This is a genomic window from candidate division KSB1 bacterium, assembly GCA_016214895.1.
Taxonomy (GTDB): domain Bacteria; phylum Electryoneota; class RPQS01; order RPQS01; family RPQS01; genus JACRMR01.
Genome location: JACRMR010000012.1, coordinates 204,257 through 229,181 on the forward strand (window position 1 = coordinate 204,257; position 24,925 = coordinate 229,181).

The 24,925-nt window shown below is 60.6% G+C and carries 21 protein-coding genes, 1 tRNA gene and 1 other RNA gene; 4 read left to right on the forward strand and 19 right to left on the reverse strand.

Annotated elements, in window-relative coordinates; genetic code table 11:
- Positions 1 to 5: 5 nt before the first annotated feature.
- The 17 genes from HZB60_07090 to HZB60_07170 all read right to left on the reverse strand — a co-directional run bounded on the left by HZB60_07090 (position 6) and on the right by HZB60_07170 (position 19,306).
- Positions 6 to 1,679 (reverse strand): electron transfer flavoprotein-ubiquinone oxidoreductase, encoded by a 1,674-nt coding sequence (locus HZB60_07090; protein ID MBI5059526.1) that lies wholly within the window; start codon positions 1,677 to 1,679, stop codon positions 6 to 8.
- Positions 1,680 to 1,705: 26 nt separating this feature from the next.
- Complete coding sequence (locus HZB60_07095; GenBank protein MBI5059527.1) at positions 1,706 to 3,187, reverse strand: leucyl aminopeptidase; 1,482 nt, start codon at positions 3,185 to 3,187, stop codon at positions 1,706 to 1,708.
- Entirely contained in the window at positions 3,184 to 3,561 is a 378-nt protein-coding gene (locus HZB60_07100) for an aspartate 1-decarboxylase (GenBank protein ID MBI5059528.1), read from the reverse strand. The genes HZB60_07095 and HZB60_07100 overlap by 4 nt, the downstream gene beginning before the upstream one ends.
- Entirely contained in the window at positions 3,558 to 4,502 is a 945-nt protein-coding gene (locus HZB60_07105) for a nitronate monooxygenase (GenBank protein MBI5059529.1), read from the reverse strand. The genes HZB60_07100 and HZB60_07105 overlap by 4 nt, the downstream gene beginning before the upstream one ends.
- Before the next feature lie 230 nt (positions 4,503 to 4,732).
- Positions 4,733 to 5,338 (reverse strand): NADH-quinone oxidoreductase subunit I, encoded by a 606-nt coding sequence (locus tag HZB60_07110; protein MBI5059530.1) that lies wholly within the window; start codon positions 5,336 to 5,338, stop codon positions 4,733 to 4,735.
- A 70-nt stretch (positions 5,339 to 5,408) separates the two neighbouring features.
- The gene (locus HZB60_07115) at positions 5,409 to 6,512 is read right to left on the reverse strand and encodes an NADH-quinone oxidoreductase subunit H (GenBank protein ID MBI5059531.1); all 1,104 of its coding nucleotides are present in this window, start codon (positions 6,510 to 6,512) and stop codon (positions 5,409 to 5,411) included.
- A gap of 34 nt (positions 6,513 to 6,546) precedes the next feature.
- Positions 6,547 to 7,989: a hypothetical protein gene (locus HZB60_07120; protein MBI5059532.1), complete on the reverse strand. Its 1,443-nt coding sequence runs from the start codon at positions 7,987 to 7,989 to the stop codon at positions 6,547 to 6,549.
- 13 nt (positions 7,990 to 8,002) lie between these two features.
- Positions 8,003 to 9,682, reverse strand: coding sequence for a (2Fe-2S)-binding protein (locus tag HZB60_07125; GenBank protein MBI5059533.1), 1,680 nt, complete (start codon positions 9,680 to 9,682; stop codon positions 8,003 to 8,005).
- 96 nt (positions 9,683 to 9,778) lie between these two features.
- Complete coding sequence (locus tag HZB60_07130; protein MBI5059534.1) at positions 9,779 to 11,323, reverse strand: glycosyltransferase family 39 protein; 1,545 nt, start codon at positions 11,321 to 11,323, stop codon at positions 9,779 to 9,781.
- On the reverse strand, positions 11,323 to 12,585 hold the full coding sequence (gene nuoF, locus HZB60_07135) for an NADH-quinone oxidoreductase subunit NuoF (GenBank protein MBI5059535.1): 1,263 nt from the start codon (positions 12,583 to 12,585) through the stop codon (positions 11,323 to 11,325). Before nuoF ends, HZB60_07130 begins: the two co-directional genes overlap by 1 nt.
- Positions 12,582 to 13,139, reverse strand: coding sequence for an NAD(P)H-dependent oxidoreductase subunit E (locus HZB60_07140; protein MBI5059536.1), 558 nt, complete (start codon positions 13,137 to 13,139; stop codon positions 12,582 to 12,584). The genes nuoF and HZB60_07140 overlap by 4 nt, the downstream gene beginning before the upstream one ends.
- Positions 13,140 to 13,266: 127 nt before the next feature.
- Entirely contained in the window at positions 13,267 to 14,526 is a 1,260-nt protein-coding gene (locus HZB60_07145) for an NADH-quinone oxidoreductase subunit D (GenBank protein MBI5059537.1), read from the reverse strand.
- Positions 14,527 to 14,730: 204 nt separating this feature from the next.
- A complete protein-coding gene (locus HZB60_07150; protein MBI5059538.1) occupies positions 14,731 to 15,210 on the reverse strand; it encodes an NADH-quinone oxidoreductase subunit C in 480 nt (159 codons plus the stop codon).
- Positions 15,211 to 15,425: 215 nt separating this feature from the next.
- On the reverse strand, positions 15,426 to 15,950 hold the full coding sequence (nuoB, locus tag HZB60_07155) for an NADH-quinone oxidoreductase subunit NuoB (protein MBI5059539.1): 525 nt from the start codon (positions 15,948 to 15,950) through the stop codon (positions 15,426 to 15,428).
- A gap of 111 nt (positions 15,951 to 16,061) precedes the next feature.
- Positions 16,062 to 16,424: an NADH-quinone oxidoreductase subunit A gene (locus tag HZB60_07160; GenBank protein ID MBI5059540.1), complete on the reverse strand. Its 363-nt coding sequence runs from the start codon at positions 16,422 to 16,424 to the stop codon at positions 16,062 to 16,064.
- 92 nt (positions 16,425 to 16,516) lie between these two features.
- On the reverse strand, positions 16,517 to 17,131 hold the full coding sequence (locus tag HZB60_07165) for an ECF transporter S component (GenBank protein MBI5059541.1): 615 nt from the start codon (positions 17,129 to 17,131) through the stop codon (positions 16,517 to 16,519).
- A gap of 258 nt (positions 17,132 to 17,389) precedes the next feature.
- Positions 17,390 to 19,306 (reverse strand): DUF3857 domain-containing protein, encoded by a 1,917-nt coding sequence (locus HZB60_07170; GenBank protein ID MBI5059542.1) that lies wholly within the window; start codon positions 19,304 to 19,306, stop codon positions 17,390 to 17,392.
- A gap of 39 nt (positions 19,307 to 19,345) precedes the next feature.
- On the opposite strand from HZB60_07170, the gene HZB60_07175 reads away from it, so the two are divergent.
- Positions 19,346 to 20,131 (forward strand): sulfite exporter TauE/SafE family protein, encoded by a 786-nt coding sequence (locus HZB60_07175; GenBank protein ID MBI5059543.1) that lies wholly within the window; start codon positions 19,346 to 19,348, stop codon positions 20,129 to 20,131.
- Between the two features lie 98 nt (positions 20,132 to 20,229).
- Here HZB60_07175 and HZB60_07180 read toward each other — a convergent pair whose 3' ends face one another.
- The gene (locus tag HZB60_07180; protein MBI5059544.1) at positions 20,230 to 20,745 is read right to left on the reverse strand and encodes a transposase; all 516 of its coding nucleotides are present in this window, start codon (positions 20,743 to 20,745) and stop codon (positions 20,230 to 20,232) included.
- 178 nt (positions 20,746 to 20,923) lie between these two features.
- Positions 20,924 to 22,813: a DUF3857 domain-containing protein gene (locus tag HZB60_07185; protein ID MBI5059545.1), complete on the reverse strand. Its 1,890-nt coding sequence runs from the start codon at positions 22,811 to 22,813 to the stop codon at positions 20,924 to 20,926.
- A 389-nt stretch (positions 22,814 to 23,202) separates the two neighbouring features.
- Between HZB60_07185 and HZB60_07190 the strand changes: the two genes are divergently transcribed.
- The 3 genes from HZB60_07190 to ffs all read left to right on the forward strand — a co-directional run bounded on the left by HZB60_07190 (position 23,203) and on the right by ffs (position 24,828).
- Entirely contained in the window at positions 23,203 to 23,958 is a 756-nt protein-coding gene (locus tag HZB60_07190) for a hypothetical protein (GenBank protein ID MBI5059546.1), read from the forward strand.
- Positions 23,959 to 24,544: 586 nt separating this feature from the next.
- Positions 24,545 to 24,617: transfer RNA gene (locus HZB60_07195), tRNA-Ala, on the forward strand.
- 112 nt (positions 24,618 to 24,729) lie between these two features.
- Positions 24,730 to 24,828: signal recognition particle sRNA small type (gene ffs / locus HZB60_07200), an RNA gene on the forward strand.
- Positions 24,829 to 24,925: the final 97 nt, after the last annotated feature.

Sequence of the window (24,925 nt, forward strand, 5' to 3'; positions counted from 1 at the left end):
GCGAGCTACAGGTCGTTGTACACCGGACCGCCGCCGCCCTCCGGCGGAACCCACGTGATGATCTCGTACGGATCCATGATATCGCAAGTCTTGCAGTGTACGCAATTCGATGCGTTGATCTGCAATTTTACGCCGCCGCGCTCCGCGTCCGCGACCATTTCGTAAACCTGGGCCGGGCAGAAGAACTGGCACGGATTACCGTACTCTTCGCGGCACTTCGTGCGGCAAATCTCGGTGTCCGCGACCCGCAGGTGGACAGGCTGATCCTCCTCGTGCGTCGTGCCGCTCTTGAATACGTCCGTCAGCTTGTCGAACGTGAGCTCACGGTCAAACTCCTTCGCGCGGAGATCGAGCAGCTTGTCCCGGTCGGGCAGGCCCGCTTCGCGCACGCGCTTCATCAGCTTGTGATTCGGCACGCTGTGCATGTGGTCCGAGAAGCCGCGACCACCGCTCACGAATTGTGCCGCCGCGTGCACCAGGCCCAGCGCCACGCCGCCTTCAAACGCCTGGTGGAAATTGCGCACGGCCCACAGCTCGTCCTTGATCCAACTCGAATCAACCTTCTCTTTGAAACTCTTCAGCGAATCCTTGGAGAAGTCGTCCATCAGGAGTGCATTGAGAATCGATTCCGCGGCGAGCATCCCCGATTTGATCGCGAGATGAATGCCCTTCAGCCGCTGTGCGTTCAGAAACGAGCCGCTGTCGCCGATAATCAGCAGGCCGTCGGCATAATGGCGCGGCATCGCGAACCAGCCGCCCTCGGGAATCGTCTTCGCGCCATAGGCGATCAGCTTCCCGCCCCTGATCATCCCCGCCACCCAGGGATGCGCCTTAAACTTCTGGAAATTGTAGTGCGGATCGGTGTACGGACTGCCCGCGCCCAGATCGGTGACGAGACCGATGGAAACGAGATTGTCGCGCATCGTGTAGATAAAACTGCCGCCATACGTGTTGCCGAGCGGATAACCGAGCGTGTGATACACGGTGCCCGGCGCGGCGATCGGTTTCGGCGTCTCCCAGACTTCCTTCACGCCGAGGCAATAGACCTGCGGGTTCTGGCCCGCGAGACCCAGCTTCTGCACAGCGGTTTTCGTCAATGAGCCGCGCGTGCCCTCCGCCAGCACCGTGACGCGCGCTTCGATATTCGCGCCGGGCTCGAAGTTACGCTTGGCCTCGCCGCTCTTGTTCACGCCCTTGTCGCCAAGCTGCACACCCGTGACTTTGTCGCCGTCAAGCAGCAACTCCTGACCGGGCATTTCGGTCGCAATGGTGACGCCGAGCGCTTCGACCTTTTCGCCGAGCCATTTCACGAGGCGGTTCAGCGACACAATCGGGTAGCCGTGATTCTTCAGCGGCGGCGGCGTCCAGGGCGTACGGAATTTGCTCTTTTCCGTGAGATAGAACACGCCGTCTTCCGCGCAAAAACGTTCGGCGGGGAAGCCCTGCGCTTTCCAGTCGGGCATGAGTTCGGCCAGCCCGCGCGGATCCATCACCGCGCCCGACATACTGTGGGCGCCGAGTTCACGAGCCTTCTCCAGCACCATGATCTCGATTTCGGCGAGCTGCTTGTGTGCGCCCTGCTTCGCGTCGATCAGGCGCTTGAGATGATACGCGCACGCCAGCCCCGCCGGACCGGCGCCCACAATCAGTACGTCAACAGGGAGGGATTCGCGAGTCATTTCATTACCTCGTCGTCATGGCAACCCTACCCGTTCACCAGAAACTCGCACAGTGTCCGGACGCCCGAGCCGCCGGCAATCGCTTTCGGCAGTATCGACGTCGCGGGCGCGCCAATCGAGGTCGGCGCAATGTCGATGTGCACCCACGGCGTGTCACCCACAAACTGCTTCAGAAACGCCGCCGCCGTACACGCGCCGCCCCAGCGATGACCGGCCGCGTTATTCAGGTCGGCGACCGTGCTCTTCATCGGATCAAGATACTCTTCGTAATTCGGCAGCGGCCACATGCGCTCGCCGCCGCGTTCCGCTGCGTCAAGAACCGCGCGCTGCAAGCGCTCGTTGTTCGTGAACACCGCGTCCGCATAGTTGCCCAGCGCTACGACCGCCGCGCCCGTGAGCGTGGCAATGTCGATCACGCCGTTCAGCCGGTAATTCTTGATCGCGTAACAAAGCGAGTCGGCCAGCACGAGCCGACCTTCGGCATCGGTATTGCCGATCTCCACGGTCTTACCGTTCATCGCGGTGTAAATATCCGACGGCCGGTAGGCGTTGCCGGACACGGAATTCTCCGCGCAGGCGAGCAAACCGATCACGCGCTGCTTCGGCTTCAGCATCGCCACGGCATGCATCGTCGCGAGCACGGTCGCGGCGCCGCACATGTCAGACTTCATCTCCTCCATCATCGCGGTCTTGACATTCAGACCGCCCGAATCGAAGACCATGCCCTTGCCGATCAGCGCATAGGTCTTTTTCGCGCCGCGCGGATTCCAGTCCATGATGACCAGCCGCGGCGGCTGCGCACTGGCCTGACCGACGGCGACAAACAGGTTCATCCCCAGCCGCTTCATCTCAGGCACTTCCACGGTCGAGACCTTCAGCCCCTTGCGCGAAAGCGTCTTCGCCGATTGCGTCAGAAAATTGATGCCCACCACGTTGGTCGGATGCGTACCCCACTCCCGCGCCAGATTGGTGGCCTGCGCCATCACTTCCGCGACATGCTGTACCCGCGCCGCCGCCTGGGCCCGCCCGGCGGAGGTGAAATACACATCCACTTCCGCGATCTCCCGCGGCTCGCCGTTGGACTTGTAGAAATCGAAGGACCACGCGCCGAGTACGAGTCCGTCCACCAGCGAGCGCATCACCGGTTCCGCGTCGAGTTCGTCGGAGAATTTGTCCTCGCTGATCAGCGCCATCGATTTCGCATGCTGCTGCTGTGCGGCGCGCACGCAGGCCCCCGCCGCCAGCCGCAGCCCGAGCCACGTGAACTGCTTGCGCGAACCGAGCCCCTGCACAATGAGCAGCGGCGCCGCACCGCGCTCGGCGTAATGACAGACCGTCTCGCTCTTCTTGCCCGTGAACTTCGCGGCCGCGATCACGCGCTCCACCTCGCGCACAGTTTCGCGATCCAGCGCGGACAGCCGCGGCGCCTTGACTTCATCGTCGAACAGGCAAACGGCGATCGCACCGTAGCCAGCCCGCACCTTGCCCGAAACCGTCGAGATCTTCATGGCTTTCTCCCGATCCGGTGAGCTAACTGCTTCACCGGCCGATTGTGTTCATCGAGCACGACCACCAGCGCTTTGTGCGGCGGATCGTCCTCGTCAAGCTGTACGTAAGTCACAATAATGACGCGGTCGCCCTTCACCGCCAGCCGCGCCGCCGCGCCGTTCAGACCGATCAGGCCCGATCCGCGCTTGCCCGGAATCGCGTACGTGTCAAAGCGCTCGCCGTTCATCACATTGTAGATGTGAACGCGCTCATAGGGCAGAATCCCGGCTTGATCGAGCAGATCATGATCGATCGCGCACGAGCCTTCGTATTCGATGTTCAATTGCGTGACGCGCGCATTGTGAATCTTCGCGCCGAGGACTTCGCGTTTCATAGCGAGCTAAGCCTCCCAACCGTGTCATTGTATTCGCGTACGAGGCGGGCGACGACTTCCGCCGCCGGCAGGATATCGTGAATCATCGCCGCGCCCATGCCCGCCTCAAATTGTCCAGCCTGCCAATCCCCCTCAAAGATCCCCGCCATTTCACGCTTGCGACCGAGCAGTTCCCGAACCTCCGCTTGCGTCGCCCCGCGCCGCTCATATTCCAGGCACGTCAACGCAAACGGATTCTTGATCATGCGCACCGGAACGACATTCTTCATGCTCAAGACCGTGTCCGTCTCCCCCGCTTCCACAATCGCCTGCTTGTAGCGCGGATGCGCGGAGGCTTCCACCGTGGCCGCGAATCGTGTCCCAATCTGAACGCCGTCCGCGCCCAGCGCGAACGCCGCCGCCAGGCCGCGCCCGTTCACGATGCCGCCCGCCGCAATCACCGGCAGCTTGATCGCGTCGCGCACTTGCGGCACGAGCACAAATGTCGGAAGCTCATCCGCGCCGTTGTGACCGCCGGCCTCGGTCCCCTCGCAGACCACCGCGTCCACGCCGCGCTCTTCGCACTTCCGCGCGTGCTTCGCCGTCGGGACGACATGCGCGACCGTGACACCCGCCGCCTTCAAGCGCGACGTGTGCAACCCCGGATTTCCCGCCGATGTGAACACGATCTTGACACCGTGATCGAGACAGGTCTGAATCTGTTCCGCCGCATCCGCGCGCTCCAGCGGAATGTTCACCGCGAACGGGACACTGCGGGCCAATGTCGTTTGGGCCGACCGGATGTGGTGGGCCAACACCTCCGGCTTCATCGATCCCGCCCCGATCATCCCGAGCGCGCCCGCCTGCGAGGCGGCGACGCAGAGTTTCCAGCCCGAAGTCCAGACCATCCCGGCCTGCACGATCGGATAGCGAATGCCGAACAGCTCGCAGATGCGATTCATCGTCTGTCGTCCTGAACGATTCGTCGGTCAGCCTGAGCGAAGTGAAGGATCCCGCGGAACTCCGACGTCCGCACCGGGAGATCCTCCTCCCCGCCGAAGGCGGCGGGCTCAGAATGACCGCTCACAGCGGCATGGCCGAGCGCGCCCGACGTATTAGCAGACAGCCGCACAGGGTCACCCGCGCGGCCGCCAAGTTGATCGCGACACCCGGTCCGTTGGACTCCACGTAATCAGTGACTCTGCTGAGCGAGTTTCACCAGATCGACGCGCTGCAGCGGCCGCCCGTCGAGTTCGCCCACGTATTGGGTATGCGTCGTCAGTTCGGGTTTCACATTCATGAGAAACTCGCGATCAAGATACAGCTCGTCACGGCGAAACGCGCCGAATTCCACGATCCCCGTGTCCATCCGGATGGCATCTTCGGGACAGGCCTCCACACACAAGCCGCAGAAGCAGCAGCGCAACAAATCGATTTCAAATGCGACGGGATATTTCTCAATCCGACCGTCCGGCGATTCGCCGGCGGTGATATAAATGCACTTGTCGGGACAGGCCGTTTCACACATCATGCAGGCCACGCAGCGCGGTGCGCCATCCGGCCGCAGCATCAGGCGATGCAGCCCGCGCCAGCGCGGCGAAATCCAGCGCTGCTCCTCCGGATACTGAATCGTCACCATCGGCGGCTTGGTCTTCATCCCCACCGAACGCCCGATGTGACGAAACAGATTCGTAAAGAAGTGATCGCACGTGACCATCAGCCCCTTCCAGAGCTCCGGATAGTAGGTCTTCTGCGCGAGCGTAAGCTTGATTTGGCGAACGGGCTGTACAGTGATCATCGGGGGGACGAAAACACTAAGACGCAAAGAGTCAATACCGCTGAAAGCAGAGTTCGATCCGCAAGCCGCCTCAATTCAGCCACATGATAATGAGGCCGGTGACGCCGATGTTCAGGAGCGCGATCGGCATCATTTCGCGCCAGCTCACCCGCATGAGCTGATCGTATCGGAAACGCGGGAACGTCCAGCGAATCTGCATCTGCAACCACATCAGAAACGCCACCTTGGTCATGAAGGCCGCGACCCGCAAGCTGACGACCGACCAGGTCCCAAGCGGAATGGTCGCGCCCCACGGGAAATAGAAGCCCGGACCACTCGCCATTTCCGCCGCATCGAACAGATACGGAATGTGGTAACCGCCGAGGAACAACGTCGTCAACACCGCGCCCAGTACGACGATCTCCGCGAATTCGCCGAGGAAGAACATACCCCAGCGCATGCCCGAATATTCCGTCGCGAATCCAATAATCTCCGATTCGCCCTCAGGCAAATCGAACGGCGCGCGCTTGGTCTCGGCCATCGATGCCGGCAGGAACAGCAGGAACGCAATCGGTTGGACGATGATCCCCCACTTCGGCAGCCAGCCCCACAACAGCTGGTTTTGCGCCGTCACCAGCGCGCCCGGTTCCAGCGTGCCAAACACGAGCACCGGTCCGATAATCGCCAGGCCGAGAATGATCTCGTACGAAATCATCTGCGCGGAGGCGCGCATCCCGCCGATCAGCGAAAACTTGTTGTTCGACGCCCAGCCCGCCAACATCGTCCCGTACACCGCCATCGAACCGAACGCGAGGATGTAGAGAAAGCCGATATCCATGTTCAGGAGCTGCAACTTGATCTCGCGGCCGAACAATTCGATCGGCGGTCCAAACGGCAAGACCGCGAACGTCACGAACACGGGAAACATCGCGAAGCAGGGCGCCAGCGCATGCAGGAAGCGCAGCCCCTTGGGCGGCAGAAAGTCTTCCTTGAAGATCAACTTGATCGCGTCGGCCAGCGAATTGATCAAGCCCAGCAGCTTGATTCCCAGAATCGACGCCCGGTTCGCGCCAATCCGGTCCGACATCAAGGCACTCTGCTTGCGCTCCACCCACGTCAGGATGCCCGCGCCGTTCAGAATGCCGAGAAATATGATCGCGATCTTGCCGACTATTATTCCGAAATCGAGCAACATGGTAAGGCAGAAGTTGCGGCCGGCCGAGAATGGATCAGCGCCGATATCGGGCTGCGATCTGAGCCAAGCTTTGAGGTGAATTCAAATACTGAACACCGCGCGGCGTGAAAAACCAGTCCCGGAAATAGGCATGAACCCGCGCCCCGCCGATTTTCGCGGCAAGGGATTCGTAGGCTTTCAAATCCAGGCCGCGCGCTTCCGGACTGCGATAAGCCGCGCCGATGATCCGACAGAACGTGCTGTGCCCGACGCTTTGCCACAAGATATTCGAGGACAGCATCCCCACCGAATACGAGTAGCCGGTCACTCCGCGTGAACCATAGGAAGCGGGCGGCAGCTCCAGGATCGAGCTGTCGGCCGCAAATCGTCCCCTGAGCCATTCGCGCATCCAGTCAGAGCGATCCGCAAGCTGATGGGTACCATCCAAGCAGTCGGCAGCAAGCGTCTCCAGAAATGTCGCCAACCCCTCCTGCCAGCGGCAGCGCGGCTCGTCCGCCTCACGCACATTCCACTGATGGGACAGCTCGTGATAAAGTTCGTGCCACGAAGCCGAGTCGTGAAACGCGGTCGCCGTCTGGAGAATACCGGTCACGTCCGCTTGTGAGCCGTAGCCTTCCGGAATTTCAAGCACCGTGAAACCGCGGAAATCCGTGAGCGGACCGAACCAGCGCGAGTACAAATCCAGACACCGTTCCATCGCTCCGGCGATGCCTTGACCGCCCGCCGAATCCTGCGCAAAGCAATATATCCGATTCGGACCGCGCTCAATAACCGTGTAGTTCGCCACGCACACGTCCATCCGCCACGCCGGACGCGATGACCGGTACTCGACCGTGAGTCGCCCCCCCTCACTCACCGACGACACCAGCTCCCCCACATTGGCCGCAAACAGCGTATCCGGAACATTCACGCGAATCCGGTAACTATATTCGGGCAGACCAACCATGCGGTTCAGCGAGTCCGATGTTGTGCCAATTGCAGGATAGGCATGGCAATCCATGCGCAGAATAGTAAACGCCGGGTCCACATGATCCTGCACATACAGCATGCCGGTCTCCCGGTACCCGGCAAGATACCCGCGATAGCTTACGCCAAGAGAAATCGTATCCTCGACTGCCAGCGGTGCGGGCAATCGGACATCGACGAAATTGGCCTGCATCCGGGCTCCATCGTCGAATGCGCGCACGCTCTGCTCGAAGGCGAGCGCCCTTCCGGCAAATGTGGACACGGAGTCCACCGTCAACAGCCGATAGAGAATGAGCGGCACATGGTCCAGCGGTTGCGCGGTCACGTTCCTGACCGTCAGCCGACATCCTGAGGCAATCGCTTCCTCATCATAGTCAACGCGGATCTGCCAGTCATAGTGATCGACTTTCGGCAACGCCGGCGCCGCGAGCATCGGAGTCGTCGCGATCAGGCTCACAACCAACGCCAACCCCAGCCGCCTGAATGCCGACTTCGCGGTTCCGCACTCCATAGTCAGACGCAGATCAGTATGCCGGTAATGGCGTTTTGGCTCTCACCTTGCGATACACAGGCTCAGGCACACCCATCAACAGCTTGCCCGACGCGCCCAGTCCTTCCCACGTCAAATCCTTGAAGCCCGCCACGCTCGCGCCGATCAGGTCGAACACGCCGGCGTTCGAGTGCGCGTTCACCGTGAGGCCCAACCGCTGGCCAATTTCCTGCCAGACCTGCCACTCCGGAACGGCCAGACCAAGCGGCTCGAAACACTTGAGCGCGCGCTGTACACGGCCCTGAAAATTCGTATAACTGCCGTCGCGCTCCGCCCACATCGCCAGCGGAATCACGTCGTCCGCGACTTCGCAGAACGCATTGCCGTGCGTGGTCAGATAGAGAATGTAAGCGCAGTGCTGGTCGAGCTTGTTCAACTCCTTCGCGGAGAGCAGCTTCGACAAGTCATGGTTCACCACGATCAGCAACTCATACTCGCCCTCCACCGCCGCCGCGAGAATGTCATCGCCCTCGCTCTGCCCCGCCGGATGCGGACGCAACCCCAGCTCCGCCGCCCCGCGCCGATTCGGCGACAGATCGGACTTCATCAGGAGCTCGTCTTCGACTCCGCCCGGCTCTTTCGTCAACTGCACGTCGATCGTGTGCACCTTCAGATGATCGTCGAACAACCGCTTGAGCAGGAACAGATCTTCATTCGACGACCGCGGCGAGCCGAGCACGGCGACGCTCTTGGGGCCGTGCTTGTCCAGCGTTGCTTTGAGTTTCGTCGCGGCGCGCTCCACAACCTCGGCAACCGTCAGCGGATGGCCGTTGCGCTCTTCCTTGGTCAGCGGATGCAGCAAGCGATCCGGCGCGTCCACGCCGTGGTAGCTGTAACGGCCGCGATCGCACAGCCACCATTCATTCACCAGCCGATTGTAGCGCGGCTTCAATCTCTGAATCCGGCGCTCCGGATCGTTGTGCTTCCGCACGAGTTCCCAATCCACGAGCAGATTACAGCCGCGCGAACAGCCCGTGCAGATCGACGGAGTGTGCTTCAAATACCAGACGCGGCGCCTGAAGCGGAAATCCTTGTCGGTCAACGCGCCCACCGGACAGAGGTCCACCACGTTTCCGGCATAGGGGTTGTCGAGCTTTTTGCCCGGCACATTCATCAGTTCCGCTTCACCCCCGTGACTGAAGATGCCGAGTTCGTCACTGCCCACGATCTCCCGGCAGAACCGCACGCAACGCGAACAGACCACACAGCGCTCGCTGTCGAGCACCACGGTCGGACCGACGTCGTGCACTTTGTGCTTGTGCCGCTTGTCCGTCAGCTCCACGCGGCTGTCGTGCAGCCCGTACCGCATGTAATAGTTCTGCAAGTCGCATTCGCCCGCATCGTCGCAAATCGGACAATCCAGCGGATGATGCTGCAAGTAGAACTCGAGCACGTTGCTGCGCGTACGGTGAACCGGCTCGGTGTTCGTGTACACCTTCATGCCGTCGGCGGCCACGGTGTTGCAGCCGATCACGAGACTCTTCCGACCGTTCTGCTCGACCTCCACCTGGCACATCCGGCACGAACCCACTACCGTCAAGCCGGCATGGTAACAATAGTGCGGAATCTCGATATTCAGCAGCTTCGCTGCTTCCACAAGATTCGTTCCCGCCGGAACCTCAACGGGCTTGAAATCTATTTCGAGTTTAGGCATCCTGACGTGTGACCATTCCCTTCCACCACCGTGATTGATAGCCTGATCGCGAGCCGCCAGCATTCGGCCGGGCCAGCAATCGGAGCACAGACGCGATCAGCCGCGGACCCGCGGAAGTACCCGGATCCAGAACATCGCCGTCGACAACGTCGCGCCACATACGGCGATCCAAACTGAGACATACGGACTGCGAACCGCGCGCCGTGCGACTGCCGGCCACCAGCGATTGGACGTCGCCACCATCAGCGACGCACTGCCTAGCGCAGCCAGCCAGAGTCCAATCATCGCCGCATACCAATCCGCGCCGCGCTGCAGATGCAGGGTCGATTTGACGGCCGTCGCGAAACCGAACCAAACGTCTCGACTGGCGTGCGCGGCAACTAACAGAAGCGCGGCAAGAATCAGCAATGGACGTTCGCGCCGCGCCGGCACGGTCATCGTGGGCAGCGGTGCCACGCGCGCCGCGAGCAGCAAGAGAATCGCAGGTAAGTACGGAATGAACAACCGGCTGTGCATACTCTCGCCGGATTCGCGAAACCAATGCACGGACAGCAGACTCAGAGCCACTGCGGCAAGGAGTCCGCTCCACCCGAGCTGCGATTGGATTCCGGCCCGGCCGCCCGCACGCCACGCCAGTATCAGCAGCACAGCGGTGAGACCGAAATATAGACCATAGTACCACCCCGGCAACCAGACGCTTTGCGCCCCCAGGACTCCGACACCGGTCGGCAGGGCATTGTACACGGTCTTCAGCGCCGTCTTGACCCATGATAACAACTCACGGCCCCACGACGATGAGTGATAGGCGATCAAGTCAGCATCGAGTCGACGCGGATGTACCCTGAATGCGCGGTACATACTCCAACCGGCAAGGAGCAACGGCACGATCAGCAGAACCAGACGTTCCTTGGTCACGCGCCAGCGGGGCGGGGTCAAGAACAAGACCCCCACCATCGCGCTCCAAAAGAACACCACATTCGACTTGGTCATCATGCCCAGAGCCAACATGCAGGCGGAGATCCAGAGCGGAGCGGATCGGCCCTCGGACCGATATCTTAGCAGCCCCAAGATTGCTGCCGCGCAGAACACGCCGGCCAACATGTCATTGGAGATCGTGGCGCCGGAGAAAAGCATCGCGGGTGTCGTGGCCAACAGCGACACCAGCAAACTACCGACCGGATAGAATCCCGCGATGACCATCGTGCGGAACACGATCCAGAGCAGCACCATCCCAAAGATCACATTCGGCAGACGCAACATGCGGTATCGAAGCAGGTCGGTCGGCTCTGCTTTCGCGGCCATCGCCCGATGATCGTAAATGCGCTCCGGCCAAGCAGATTGTGCGCCGTCGCCTATCGGGAACGCCCAACACATGCGGTGATTGGAATACCCGGTAACGCCGATCACGCATGCCAACGCAATGTGATAGAGCGGAGATTGAAAACCCTCCGACAGACTGTCTCGAACAATCTCCGATTGCGTCGGTAACCGCGCATTCGAATAGAGGAACTCGGCGTACCTGACATGAGCCGCCTCGTCGGGAGCCTCGCCCTCGGGCAACTGTTGGCTCCAGATCGCGCACACTGCGCCATAGATCAGAATGACATACAGGGCGGCTCGGTGCTGAACCGAGACGCGCATCAGCCCTTCACCAACGCTTCGAACTCGTCGCGGTACTTCACAAGATAGCTCTTCGTCGGCCAGGCCACCGCGGCGCCGAGCGCGCAGATCGTCTTGCCGTCAATATTGTCCGCCACCTCGTACATGTCGTCGATATCCTTGCGCGTGCCCTTGCCGTCCAGCAACTTCTTGGCCAGCCGCAACAGCCAGCCCGTGCCCTCGCGGCAGGGCGTGCATTGGCCGCAACTCTCGTGCGCGTAAAACCGCGTCATCCACAGCATCAGCCGCGGGATCGAGACCGTGTCGTCGATCACCATCACTGCCGCGCTCCCCAGCATCGAGCCCGCCGCCGCGACGGATTCAAAATCGAGTTTGAGGTCCTCGCACTCTTCCGCCTTCAGAATATGCGACGACGAACCGCCCGGAATCACCGCCTTCAGCTTGCGGCCATTGGGAATGCCGCCGCCGCATTCGTAGATGAGTGACTTCAGCGGCGTCCCCATCGGCAATTCGTAAACGCCCGGCTTGGCGACATGACCGGACAGCGAAAATAACGACGTTCCGCCGTTCTTGGGCGAGCCCAAGGCGGCAAACTGCTCCGCGCCCATCTCGAGAATGCGCGGCACGAACGCCAGCGTCTCGACATTATTCACGATGGTCGGCGCGCCCCACAGCCCCACGGCGGCAGGATAGAACGGCGGCTTCAGGCGCGGCCAACCCTTCTTGCCTTCCAGCGATTCGAGCAGACCCGTCTCCTCGCCGCAGATATACGCGCCCGCGCCGGTCGCCAAATGCGCGCTGCACGACCAACCGCTCTTGAGAATATTCTCGCCGACGAAGCCCTTCGCGCGCGCCTCGTCCACCGCCGCCTGCATCACCTTGGCGGGGTAGAAATACTCGCCGCGAATGTAGATATAGATGCGCTCAGCCTGCACCGCATACGCGCAAATCAGCGCGCCTTCCAGCATCAGATGCGGATCACGCTCGAAAATCAGGCGATCTTTGCAGGTGCCCGGCTCGCTCTCGTCGCCGTTGACACAGACATAGCGCGGGAACTTGTCCTTCGGCACGAAGCCCCACTTCATGCCCGCCGAAAAGCCCGCCCCGCCGTGTCCGCGCAGGCCCGACGCCTTCACGATCGCGGTCACTTCGTCCGGCTTCAGCTTGACCGCGCGCTTCAGCATCTCGTACGCGCCGTGCTTAGTGGCTACGTCGAGTTTCGCCATATTCGGCACCGCGAAATTCCGCGAGACCACGCGCATCGTTCCGGTGGCGCTGCTCATGCTTCGGCCACCTCGCCCACATTGCCCAACAGCGGCGTCGGATTGTCCGGCACAACCGGATTACCGCTCTTGAAGCCGTCGATCAGCTTGTCGATCTTCGCCGGCGTGAGCTGATAATACTGATCCTCGTTCACGAGCAGCATCGGCCCCCACGAGCAACCGCCCAGACACTCCACGCAACGCAGCGTGAACAGCTTGTCCGGCGTGGTCTGGCCCGCGTGAATGCCCAGTTTCTGCTCGAGATGGGCCAAGACCGCCTCGCCGCCCATCAGGCAGCAGGAGATGTTCTGGCAATATTGAATCAAGTACTTCCCAACCGCCGCGGAGCGCATCATCGAGTAAAACGTCAGCACTTCGCGGACTTTGACCAAACTGACGTGACACTGCTCGGCCAGCCAGTGCTCCGTCTCGGGGGAGATAAACCCGAGCACCTTTTGCGCCTCGAACATCAGCGGCACGAGTCCCGCTTCGCGATGCTCGGGCGGATAACGAAAGAAAATATCTTCCGCCTTTTTGTGCAGCGCTTCGGGAATCTGAGGATAATTTACGGACATGTTCTATGAAGGAATCACGAAACTTAGACTCTGTCATCCTGAACACAGTGAAGGAGCTCCCGGGAGAGCGTCCCGCTCCCGTGGGATTCTTCAGCCCGCAGATCGGCTTCAGAATGACAAGCTCGCCTTACCGGTCCAGCTCCCCGCCGATCATGTTGATGGAGCCGAACGTCGGTACGATGTCGGCGACGAGTGAGTTGTTGATCATCTCGGGCATCGCGGCCACATAACTGAAACACGGCGGACGACAGCGCACGCGCCAGGGTTTGTCGTTGCAACCGTCTGTCACGTGCTCTTCCGGATAGCTCACGACATAGAATCCGAGTTCGCCGTTGCCGCCTTCGACCGCCTGATAGACTTCGCCCATCGGCACGCGAATCCCGTGGCCGCTCATGATCAGCTTGAAGTGATTCATGAGCCCTTCGATATTGCCGTAGGTATCTTTCTTCGACGGCAGCGTGATCCGTTTGTCGGGACTGGAAACCGGACCGCCGGGAATTGACGCGACGCACTGTTCGAGAATCCGGCAGCTCTGCTCCATCTCTTCCATGCGCACGAGATACCGGTCGAGATTGTCGCCGTTGTGACCGACCGGCACGTTCCAATCGAGCTTGTCGTAAACGAGATACGGATAATCCTTGCGGATGTCGTAGCCGATGCCCGTCGCGCGCAAGAGCGGCCCCGTGAAGCCGTAGCCAATCGCGCGCTCGGTCGAAAGCTTGCCGATCCCCTGCATGCGCTCGACGAAGATGCGATTATACGTGAGCAAGATGTCGCACTCCTTCAGGATCGTGCGCACCTCTTTCACCGCCCACAAAACCTTGTCCAGCCAGCCTTCGCGCAGATCGTGCGGCATCCCGCCCACGCGCGTACTCGCCGTGGTCACGCGACCGCCGCAATAATCCTCGATCAGCTCGTACATGTACTCGCGGCCCTTGATCATGTACAAGAACACTGTGAACCCGCCGAGTTCCATCGCCGACGCGCCGACGCAGGTCAGATGATCGGCGATCCGGCTGATTTCGCAGAGCAGCGTGCGGATGTACTGCCCGCGCGCCGGAACTTCGACGTTGAGCAGCTTCTCCACCGCCATGCAGTAGCCGACATTATTGATGCACGTCGAGACGTAGTTCAGCCGATCGGTATAGATCAGCGCCTGATTCCACGTCGCGTCTTCGCAACTCTTCTCCATCGCGCGGTGCAGGTAGCCGATCTCGATATCCGAGTCGATCACCAGCTCGCCCGAGAGCTTCGTGACAATCCGAATAATCCCGTGCATCGCCGGATGCGACGGACCGACGTTCAGCAACATCTCCTGCTGCTGATACTCCGGCTCCTCCTCAGGGATCGCGGGATCGTAGTCTAATTCAGTTTCTGTCTGTGACATGAGATAGAGTCAAAACGCGAAGAATTCCCGTCACCCCCCATAATCCCCCCTTGAAAAGGGGGAAGCAGTACCAAACACCTGTGGCTGCGACGATGACTTTCGCGCTTTCGAGAACATCAAGATCGCAACCGTCCCCCCTTCTAAGGGGGGACCTACAGGGGGGTTCTTTCGGAAGCTAATGGGTCCGGCCGGAATTGCTGCCGCTCAATTCTCCGGCCCGATCAACGGCTGCCGCTTTGTCTTGGGATAATCCTTGCGCAGTGGATGGCCCTTGAACTCCTCGTAGAGCATGATCCGCTTCAGATTCGGATGACCCTCGAACTTCACGCCGAATAAATCCCAGCACTCGCGCTCGTACCAGTTCGCAATCGGCCACAGCGAGGTCAAACTCGGCACGGTCGGGACCTGTTCGTCGCTCTGAATCTTCAGCCGCAGCCGGGCCTTCGTCTCCAGATTCATGAAGTGATAGACCACCTCGAAGCGCGGCTTGCGGGGCAGATAATCCACCGCCGTCAGGTCCACCAGAAAGTTGTAACCGAGTTGCTCTTTCAAGAGCGTCGCGATGCTGAGCAGATGCGTGCCGTCGATGATCAGCGTGCGATCGCCGTGCTGAGCATGCCAATCATACACCGCATGCGGCAACTTCTTCTCAATCGCAATCTGCTCGGGGAATTTGTCGGTCATATCCGGTCTTCACCGAGCGGGGTCTGCGACCCCGCCGGAATTGGTGAACTCTCTTCTCTCGCGCGCTTCCAGGATTCCGGCAGGGACGCAGTCCCTGCTCGGCGGACAGCGGGCGATGCAATCGGCCCCTACGCCGCGAAATCATCTATCATCTATCATCTATCATCTATCCCGAGCGCGTGTCCATGCGTCGCTACGGGCGATGCAGTCCGCCTCTACTTGTACCCTCTGCCGCTCGTGCCGGTGTGCTTCTCGTTCTGGATCAGCTCCTGCAATTTGAGCAGGCCATCCAAAACGGCTTCGGGACGCGGCGGACAGCCGGCGATGTAAATATCCACCGGAATAATCGTGTCAATGCCCTGCACTGTCGCGTAATTGTCGTAGGGACCGCCGCAACTCGCGCACGCGCCGAAACTCACCACCCACTTCGGTTCGGCCATCTGCTCGTACACCGTCTTCAAGACCGGCGCGATCTTATGCGAGATGGTCCCCACGACCCACAGCACGTCGGCCTGGCGCGGCGAGAATCTGGGAAACGCGGCACCGAAGCGGTCGATGTCGTAATGCGAACAGGCCGTGGACATGAACTCCATGCCGCAGCAGGCCGTCACAAACGGATATTGAAACAGCGAGTACTTGCGCGCCCAGCCGAGCAGCTTGTCGAACTTGGTCGTATAGACTGAGCCCTCAAGCGCTTGCAGTTCGTGGCCGTTCGCTGTCGGTTTTACCAGTGTGCTCATATTCTCAGGTCGCCGAGCGGGGTCTCTGACCCCGCCGGAATTGAGGAACTCGTTGGATAAGCGCGCTGCGAGGATTCCGGCAGAGACACAGTCCCTGCTCGGCGAACGCCGTCATTTCCACTCCAACACGCCTTTCTTCACCGCGTAATACAAACCGACCAGCAAGACCGCGATGAACACCATCATCGACACGAAGCCGATCATCCCGATCTGCCGGAAGCTCACCGCCCACGGATAGAGAAACGCGACTTCGATATCGAAGACAATGAACAGAATCGCGACCAGATAGTACTTGATCGGAAATGGCCGCCCGGCAGCCTGCTGCGGAATGATGCCGCTCTCGAACGGAGCGTCCTTCGTCTCGTTGTGCCGCTTCGGGCCAATCCAGGCCGAGAGCGCCACGAACAGCCCGGTAATCCCGGCCGCCGCGACCATCAAGACCAGAAAGACGACCAAGTTGTTGGTATCAAGCATGGGAAGAAAAACTTGAAAGCTGAAACTTGAAACCTGAAAACCGACTCACGCCTGATGCTGAATCAACTTTCACGTTTGAAGTTTCAAGTTTGCTATTTCGTCAGGACTCGTTGCAGTTTGTAGGCCAGCGGCGGAATCAGTATCGACTGTGCCACGATCCCCGGCAACGCGGGCAGTACCAACACGCCGGAGTAATACGCCGGCGCTTGAAATCCCATCATCCACGCCGACATGAGCACGTACACCAACCGCCCGGCGATCATGGCGACCAGCATCGCGATGAACATCGCCGCCATCCGGCCCAGCCGCTCCGACAGCCCCGGAATGACCGGGAATATACTCAGCATCGCCGAGCTCACTGCGGCATACGTCGCGAGCTCCGGCACCATGCGCAGCGCCTGATCCGCCGTCGGCATGCCCGTCAGCCCCATCGAGAGCGCGGGCGTGAACACTCCAACAATCGCCGCGTGCCACGGTTTCAGCAGAATCCCGGCCAGAAATACCGGAAAGTGCATCGGCAGCACCACCCGCGGTGAAACGCCAAATGGATGTAGAAAGAACGGTAAAACCACGCCCAGCGCGATGCACGAAGCCGTCGTCCCAATCGCTTCCACCCCCGTCGCACGAGGATAGCCCGCCGACGGTGCCTTGTGCCCAGTTTCACGAAGCGCCCGCTCAGTCTTCACCCGCTCACGGGCTTGCGCCATCACAAACTCAATTCTTGATTGATCTTAGCCGTGGATGTCAGGCGGGGTTCCGGCGGGGACAAGTGTGACCCAATTGCTATCGTAAACTACAGATTCCTTTTGAAATTGTCAACCGGAAACACTGAGGCAGGAGGGGGTGAACAGGCCGACCCCCATCTAACTTCCCCCACTAAGTGGGGGAAGAACCTGACTCAGATCTCCCCCCACGCAGTGGGGGGATTAAGGGGGGGTCGGATTTCTGCTCCTCGTCCCTTCGCCTCACTTTTTCCCCTTCATCTCCTCAAGCATCATCATCCGGTTCTTCGGCAGCACAAATTGCTGATAAGCGTCACGTAATGTTTCGTACTGCGCCACTGGAACCTGATCCTGCTTGCACTCGACCACCTGCGACCATGACACCGTCCGCCCCACCTGCTTGGGACTCAGTTCGAGATAGACATAGGGATTGTCGATCAAGAGCGGCGGTGGCAGATAGGCGACCGAATACTTCTTGGGCAGATCGATCGTGTATTCCGTGACCGCGCGGGCTTGCCGGGACAACGCCACCGGATAACGAACTTCCGGCAGGCTCGGGAAGAATCCGGTCACGCCGAAATTGAACGGATTGCCGGGCAATTCCACCATCAGCAAATCGTCCTGCGTCACGCCGTAACCGGGTGACTCGAAACTCATCGACACGACCATCGGCGTTTCCAGATCGGCCGGATTACTGAACCGACTGTCCGTCACCGTCGAGCCTTGACCGAACCGCGACACCAGCTGCTGAAAATAGATGTCGCGCTCGCGCTCCTTCTGGTCCTTGAACGTGGCCCGCGCCGAGCCTGCGAAATCCATCTGCGGTGAGCATTCCACAGTCCCGCTCAAATCGCCGTTGGCCGCCAGCGTCAAATTCAAGCGCGACGCCGTGCCGCGTTGAACCGGTGTCCCGCGCGGCACGCGCATCAACAGCGGTGCGCCGTCACTCAACATGCACGCCGTGCTGTACGTCCGGCTGTACGGAAGCTCTCCCGGTGGCATGTGCTCCACCGTCGGATCCAGCCAGATCGTATCGTTCGCCTGCGGGACCCCGAGGATCAGGTGAGAAAACTGCTCGAGCACCGGCAATTCGCAAAACGGGAGATCCCGGTTCAACACCAGCACCGGCACCGAGGCGATGCCGAAGCCGCGCAACAGCGTCGCGAGCAGCACGTTCTTGTCGCGCACGTCACCGTACTTGTTCTGCCACACGCGATCCGCCGTGTTCGGCTCATACCCCACGCGGCCCAGCGGCAGCGAGACCGTGCGCACGTTCTGCTGGACCCAGAGCGCCGTGTGAAAAATCGCCGGCTTGCCGCTCAAGCTTCGTGCCGATAGCTTCGCATATTCGTCCAGCGCGAGATCCGACGTGTCCACCGCGCCCCAGAACCGCTCCGTCATATAGAGGCCAAGTTCATCCCAATCCCGGAAGGTCGTCCAGCATAGCCGCGGCACCAACCACGCCAGACTGACCATGTTCGGCTCCGTCAGAATCTGCTCCGTATCGCGGAATTCCCAGGCATAAGCCGTCGTCTTGCCGTCGAACACGACGACCGGTAACACCGGACTATTCTGCATCGCGTACCGAATCGTGCGACCCGGTTCCGTCTCCACGGAATACGATTTCTGCAAGATCGGATTCGTTCCGCCGAACTGCGTGATCCCGCCCGCGCGCGGCTGCTGCGGGATTTCACTGCCCGGCTTCGGCTCGATGCGATAGACCAGATGAATCGCCGCGCCCACGTCCAGTCCGGGAAAGGAAATGTTCTGTTGCTTGAGCTGCGAATAGGCCGACGCGAATTGCACCTCCGGCGCCGAGGTCAGCGTGAAACCGTCCTGCTCCGGCGCGATCCAGCGGCCGTCGGGCAAACGCGTCCGCGCCTGCTCGATGATCACCGTGTCCTGCTCGGCGTCGAAGCGGATCGACTGATCGCCCTCTTCGTCCTTCGCGCGTTCATCCACAATCTTGAGCAGCATTTCCTTGCGCGTCCGGGTTCGCCCGTCCGCCGCCAGGCGAATGTTTGTGCGGTCAAAGATCACGATCGTGCTCGCCTGCGGATACGTGCTCTTGTCGCCGGCGCTGACGATCAGGGTGTCGAGGTTCTCCGCACCGGCCGTGCCTGCCGCGGAGAGCAGCAGAATAAGCGAAAGAAGTTTCATGGCTATTGAGTTTCTCGCAAGAAAGCATATACTTGAGATATGGAAAACATCCTCATCCCCCTCGTCGCACTACTCGCCTCCGTGCTGACGTTCTTCTCGGGCTTCGGACTCGGAACTCTGCTGCTGCCCGCCTTTGCCGCCTTCTTCCCCGCCTCGCTCGCCGTCGCGGCGACAGCGGTGGTCCACCTCTCCAATAACATCCTCAAGTTCGGCCTGACCGCGCGGTACATTGACCGCCACGTGTTTCTGCGGTTCGGCATCCCCGCGATTCTCGCCGGATTTGCCGGGGCATGGCTGTTGACCTGGTTAGGAGACACGGCACCGATTGTCACCTACTCCATGGGAACCCGGACGCACGAGATCACCGTACTGAAGCTCGTCATTGGCGTGTTGATGATCGACTTCGCCGTGCTGGAGTTCGTGCCGCGATTCGCCAACTGGCAAGCCGGCGAGAAATGGCTGCCGGTCGGCGGACTCCTGAGCGGCTTCTTCGGCGGACTGTCCGGTCATCAGGGCGCGTTTCGCGCCGCGTTTCTCGCGCGGGCCGGGCTTTCCGGTGCGCAGTTCATCGGCACCTCCGTCGCCATCGCCGTGCTGATTGACCTGACTCGGTTAAGCGTGTACATCCCCGGTCTCAAATGGGGTGACGTGCTACTCGCGAATGTCGAACGCGGTGAACTCATGATCGCGGCCATGCTCGCGGCAATGGTCGGCACCCTGATCGGGTCGCGCTTCCTGCACAGGACCACGGTCAAAGGCATTCGCGGCACCGTCGCCGTGCTGCTCGTCGTGCTCGGCCTGGCGCTGGCGGCGGGGCTGATCTGACCAAGGAACAAGGAACAACCCGAGCGCACACGCTGTCCTGCGGCGGCAGGTGTCCGCTGACTTCACCTGCCCCGCTCGGGAGAGTGAACCAATGCGATTCAGAATCCAATCAAAGCAGTATCAACGTCTACTATTCCGTTCGGAGTTCCGAGATAATCCCGTGCGCTCGACCAAGCGTAAGCTTCAGGGGCCTCGCACAAGCCACGCTTCACTGGATTCCCGTGAATGTAGCCGAGTTTGACGCGCGCAATGTCATTCGTGAGAACCGCAACATCGTCAAATCGCCGGCGCCATGACCGATTCTGAGTCGATGCTTGTACTGGCGGAACTCGAATGCAGCGCCGAAGCGTCTGAGTTGTTGACTGCTTGAAAGACCTAAGCAGTTCGGAGATTTGATCGTCCGGCTCGGTCTGTTGCAGCAACGCGTGAATGTGATCCGGCATCAAGACGAACCCCATGCAGGTGACGCCGAGTCGGTGACGAGCGCGCTCAAAGGCCCAGAGCAATTCGCGACAGTCTTCGGGATCGACGAACCAGCGACCGCGTTCTTGTGTCACCGTCGTTACGAAGTGTACGCTGCCCGGTTGGGAAATCTGTTGATGGCGTCGAATCATCTCTGCGCTCCCGAACGGGGCAGGTGAAGTCCCCGGACACCTGCCGCCGCAAGATGGTGCGGCATGCCAAGTCCCGGACACCTGCCTCCACAACTTAGGGGGAAGCGGGATTTCTTTTCTCTGCCGAGGCACGTGTCCGCCGACTTCACGTGCCCGGAATCGGATTTCGGGTCTGTCCCTACCCCTTCACCAACACCACCTGCCCGCGGCCCATCGCATCGCTCTTCTTTAAGAGCGCTTGCAGCTTCGAGTAATCCTCGCGGGTCACATCCAGCGTCGAGACATCCAATACGCGGCGGCAATTCAGCTCGTTGGCCTTCTGTGAAAAATCGCGGGCGAGCCGGAACTGACCGTAGTCCAGCTCGACTTTTTCCGGCAAGCTGCGCACCTTGTAGCCGTCGGGAAACGTCACCGTTTCATCCACGCGCACGGCAAACGTGCTCTCCAGTCGCAGATCGAACCGCCGCTCCGTCAGATCGGTCCCGCCCAACAGATAGCCCGTCAAGAAATCCAAACCCGTGGACTGGCCGGGGACTTGAAACAACAAGTATTTGCCCGCGGTGATCGAGTAATCCTCCGCCGAGAAGGCGAGCTTGAGCTCCATCGCCGTGTTGAAATCCATCGGATCGCTGATCTCCAGCGATTGCAGCTCCGCCGTCGCGCTCACGCCCTGAATCAGCCGCTTGAACAGGTCCTCGCGCTGCTTCGGCGGCATGCCCTGCAAATAATTCCGCAGAATCAGATCGGGCAGGCCGCGCGTCGTGATCGTCACGAACGAATGAAACGCCGCGTCGCTGTCCAAATGCGATTCCGCCTTGATTGAATAGAGGTTCTGTTCCGAGGCCTCGATCGGCGTCCAGCGGAGCGGTTCCCCGTCATGATCGCACACCAGCACGCCGCGATCCTGCTCGTTCCCCGCCAAAAACTCCTTCGTCTTCTCCACCGTCGGATCCACATACGTGACGTGCTGCCCGTCGCGCACCGCCACGATCGCGTGATTAAACTGATCCACCGCGATCTCCGGATCAATCTTCCACGACGGATTCATCAACGTAATCTCCGACTCGATCCCCGCCTCTCGCAGCATCGTGACCATCAACGCCGCCTTGTCGCGGCAGACGCCGTACTTGTTGCGCAGCGTCACGCTCGCCGCCTCCGGTTTGTAACCCGCCTTCCGGCCCGTCATCGCCGTCTCCACATAGCGAATCCGGTTCGAGACATAATAGAAGATCTCGCGCAATTGCTCGTCGCGCGGCTTGCCCGCCGTCAACTCCTTGACCAGCGCCTTGATCGAATCGTCGGCCACCATCGTCGGCCCGGCCAGCGAATCGTACCAGGTGGACCAGCGCTCCCAATTCGGGACCGTCGTCGCCAACAGCATGCTCGCGACTTCCGGCCACGGCGGCATGCCCGGCTCCGGCACGAGTTGCGGAACCTGCGCGACCTCCCAAACATGTTTCACCGTGCCGTCACCCGGCGTTTCGCGATGGTTCACCACGCGCGTCCCGCGCGTCTTCCAGTGCAGTTGGCGCTCCTGCGGCAGCGTGATCGCCACGTAGGCCCGGGCCACCGGATTGTCGCTCTCCAGCCCGCACGAAAAATCGAACTCGCCGTCCATCGGCGGCTCGTGCGTCGTCGTCTTGGTCAGCATCTCAATCTCCGCGCCCTCGACGAGTTCCGGAAACGTCACGATCTTCTCGCGCACATTATGCAGGAAGAATTTCCCGAACGCGGGCATCGGCACATCTTTGATCTGCTCCGGATCGACGTCCACGACCTTGCCATCCGGCAGATGCACGCGCGCCACGAGCACCTCCACTGTATCATAACCCGCATTATATACGTTCACGTCCTGGGCGTGCTCCGCAATCGCGCGATCGGAGAGCACAGCCGTTCGGTAATGATTGAACGTGACACTGTGCCCGTCCGGCTGCACATGCACGGCTGTGCAGTCAAACCGCACGATCGCGTTCGACTGCTCCAACGGAAACTTCAGCGGCACCGGCTGCTCGGGCGATTGCGCGAACCCAAGCGAGGCGAGGAAGAGGAGGGAGAGGAGACGGTTCATAGTTGGAATATGGTTGGCGAGAAATCTGAATGCGGAACGCGGAAGGCGGGCACCCCCTTGGGCGGGCAGCGCTCTTGATTTGCGGCTGAATCCACGGAGGCTCGGATGAGTCCCGTTCACAACTCTTTGCTCCAGAACGCCATCCCCCCTTTCAAGGCGGGATCATAGGGGGGTGACGGGTCGGATCGCGAACCTCCCAAGATACGACTTTCCCCTCCAAAACGAAAGCTTACGTAACCCGGTTCCAGAGCTGAATTTGCACTTTCGTTCATTTTTCGCTTGACAATGGCAAGAAATTGTATTATATTACAATCATCGTGTGCTGCTTCGTCTGTTTAATTACAATTACTTACCCCATGAAGTACGGTTTCATCAGAGTTCCACGCTCCGTGCTTGAACACCCGCTGCTGACTCCCGACCACCGCCTCTCTCCCCTTGAAGCCTACCTGGATCTGCTCGCCCGTGCGAACTGGAAGTGTTCGCAGGTCGAGCTTGGCCGCCGGACCGTCACGATTGAACCCGGCCAACTGCTCTGCTCGGCAGGCTCGCTCGCGACGCGCTGGAAGTGGCCCAAGACCACCGTGCAACGCTTTCTCGAAGCACTCCATGCGGGTCGGCTCGCAGGTCGCGTAAACGAGGGCGAGGCCTCCGTGCTTACGCTCTACCCCGACGGCGATATGCCCCAATCAGAACTGGTGGTTACGCGCTCCACGCCAACCGACAAGGCCGTGCTTGACGTCCCGGCTTCCGCGGAGAGCCGGGTCGATCACCGGGCACATCCTGAAGAATTCTTGGAGAATTCTCCGGTTCCGGAGACAGACTCTCAGAACAATTCTTCTGATGGTGCTCCGGAAACATGCTCCGAAGAACGCGCGACCGCGCCGCGGAAACCGCCGTCGCCCGCCACTCCGGCCAAGCCTGCCAAGCACCCGCTGTTTGACAGCGAACAGTTCGCTCAGTTCGTGAAGGAGACGATGGAATCTGCTCATCCCCCCTCACTCTTTGACGGTTCACTGGTTGACGGGTTGCGCCGCCGCTATGTCGAAGTACTCCGTGACTCCGGTAAATGGGAGGCGGTACTCGCGATCTTCCCTGAACTTTCTCCGCTCTATCCTCCGCCTGTGCTCGAGTTGGAGGTCTTGTAATGCCCCCCCTATCCCTTAAGCGGGTTGGAGGCGATCCCCCTCCTGTCACAGGGCCATCCCCCCTTCCAAGGGGGGATTACAGGGGGGTGTCGGAGTTCCCCGATTCCGGGCAGGTGGAGACACCTGCCGCGGCGAAAAGCGCTCCCCCCCTGCCACAGGGCCATCCCCCCTTTCAAGGGGGGATTACAGGGGGGTGTCGGAGTTCCCCGATTCCGGGCAGGTGAAGACACCTGCCGCGGCGAAGAGAGCTCCCCCTCCTGTCACAGGGCCATCCCCCCTTTCAAGGGGGGATTACAGGGGGGTGTCGGAGATCCCCGATTCCGGGCAGGTGGAGACACCTGCCGCGGCGAGAAGCGCTCCCGCACCTGCCACAGGGCCATCCCCCCTTCCAAGGGGGGATTACAGGGGGGTTCGGAGTTCCCCGATTCCGGGCAGGTGGAGACACCTGCCGCGGCGAGGGCCGCACTGCCGATCGGCCAAGATTCGCAAAAACCAGTTCTTACCAACCCTGCCTTGACTTTCTCACTCAGATTCCCTACCTTAGCAGTTCACTGGAATCCCGCCGCAAGGCAGGCCAAGTGTCATTGGGGCAGTAGCTCAGCTGGGAGAGCACCACGTTCGCAACGTGGGGGTCGGCGGTTCGATCCCGCTCTGCTCCACGAAGGCAAAGCTGAAAGCGGAAAGCTGAAACCTGAAATTCAGCCAGCGCGGATTCGGGCACTTTCTGTTTTCCGCTTCCAGTTTTCCGCTTGCCCGTCGTTGAATTAGAATCGCCGGGCCCCGTACAAGCGACGGCGGCCCAACCCCGCCAGGACCGGAAGGTAGCAACGGTAAGCTCGTTTGTCCTGTGTTGCGGCAAGCCTGGCGATTCAAGTTCAACGATTTTTTTCACTGTGAGGTTGAACATCGGGGCAGTGCCAACTGCTGCGTGAGTACATCCGAGCAGTTCAAGTAACACTCGAACTCT

Excerpts from the sequence above, each read along its gene's own strand:
- HZB60_07090 (MBI5059526.1), bottom strand. The coding sequence starts at position 1,679 with ATGACTCGCGAATCCCTCCCTGTTGACGTACTGATTGTGGGCGCCGGT.
- HZB60_07110 (MBI5059530.1), bottom strand. The coding sequence starts at position 5,338 with ATGATCACTGTACAGCCCGTTCGCCAAATCAAGCTTACGCTCGCGCAG.
- HZB60_07170 (MBI5059542.1), bottom strand. The coding sequence starts at position 19,306 with ATGAAACTTCTTTCGCTTATTCTGCTGCTCTCCGCGGCAGGCACGGCC.
- HZB60_07160 (MBI5059540.1), bottom strand. The coding sequence starts at position 16,424 with ATGCTTGATACCAACAACTTGGTCGTCTTTCTGGTCTTGATGGTCGCG.
- HZB60_07175 (MBI5059543.1), top strand. The coding sequence starts at position 19,346 with ATGGAAAACATCCTCATCCCCCTCGTCGCACTACTCGCCTCCGTGCTG.
- HZB60_07150 (MBI5059538.1), bottom strand. The coding sequence starts at position 15,210 with ATGACCGACAAATTCCCCGAGCAGATTGCGATTGAGAAGAAGTTGCCG.
- HZB60_07105 (MBI5059529.1), bottom strand. The coding sequence starts at position 4,502 with ATGAATCGCATCTGCGAGCTGTTCGGCATTCGCTATCCGATCGTGCAG.
- nuoF (MBI5059535.1), bottom strand. The coding sequence starts at position 12,585 with ATGAGCAGCGCCACCGGAACGATGCGCGTGGTCTCGCGGAATTTCGCG.
- HZB60_07145 (MBI5059537.1), bottom strand. The coding sequence starts at position 14,526 with ATGTCACAGACAGAAACTGAATTAGACTACGATCCCGCGATCCCTGAG.
- HZB60_07125 (MBI5059533.1), bottom strand. The coding sequence starts at position 9,682 with ATGCCTAAACTCGAAATAGATTTCAAGCCCGTTGAGGTTCCGGCGGGA.
- HZB60_07140 (MBI5059536.1), bottom strand. The coding sequence starts at position 13,139 with ATGTCCGTAAATTATCCTCAGATTCCCGAAGCGCTGCACAAAAAGGCG.
- HZB60_07115 (MBI5059531.1), bottom strand. The coding sequence starts at position 6,512 with ATGTTGCTCGATTTCGGAATAATAGTCGGCAAGATCGCGATCATATTT.
- HZB60_07165 (MBI5059541.1), bottom strand. The coding sequence starts at position 17,131 with ATGGCGCAAGCCCGTGAGCGGGTGAAGACTGAGCGGGCGCTTCGTGAA.
- HZB60_07120 (MBI5059532.1), bottom strand. The coding sequence starts at position 7,989 with ATGGAGTGCGGAACCGCGAAGTCGGCATTCAGGCGGCTGGGGTTGGCG.
- HZB60_07095 (MBI5059527.1), bottom strand. The coding sequence starts at position 3,187 with ATGAAGATCTCGACGGTTTCGGGCAAGGTGCGGGCTGGCTACGGTGCG.
- HZB60_07180 (MBI5059544.1), bottom strand. The coding sequence starts at position 20,745 with ATGATTCGACGCCATCAACAGATTTCCCAACCGGGCAGCGTACACTTC.
- HZB60_07130 (MBI5059534.1), bottom strand. The coding sequence starts at position 11,323 with ATGCGCGTCTCGGTTCAGCACCGAGCCGCCCTGTATGTCATTCTGATC.
- HZB60_07185 (MBI5059545.1), bottom strand. The coding sequence starts at position 22,813 with ATGAACCGTCTCCTCTCCCTCCTCTTCCTCGCCTCGCTTGGGTTCGCG.
- HZB60_07100 (MBI5059528.1), bottom strand. The coding sequence starts at position 3,561 with ATGAAACGCGAAGTCCTCGGCGCGAAGATTCACAATGCGCGCGTCACG.
- nuoB (MBI5059539.1), bottom strand. The coding sequence starts at position 15,950 with ATGAGCACACTGGTAAAACCGACAGCGAACGGCCACGAACTGCAAGCG.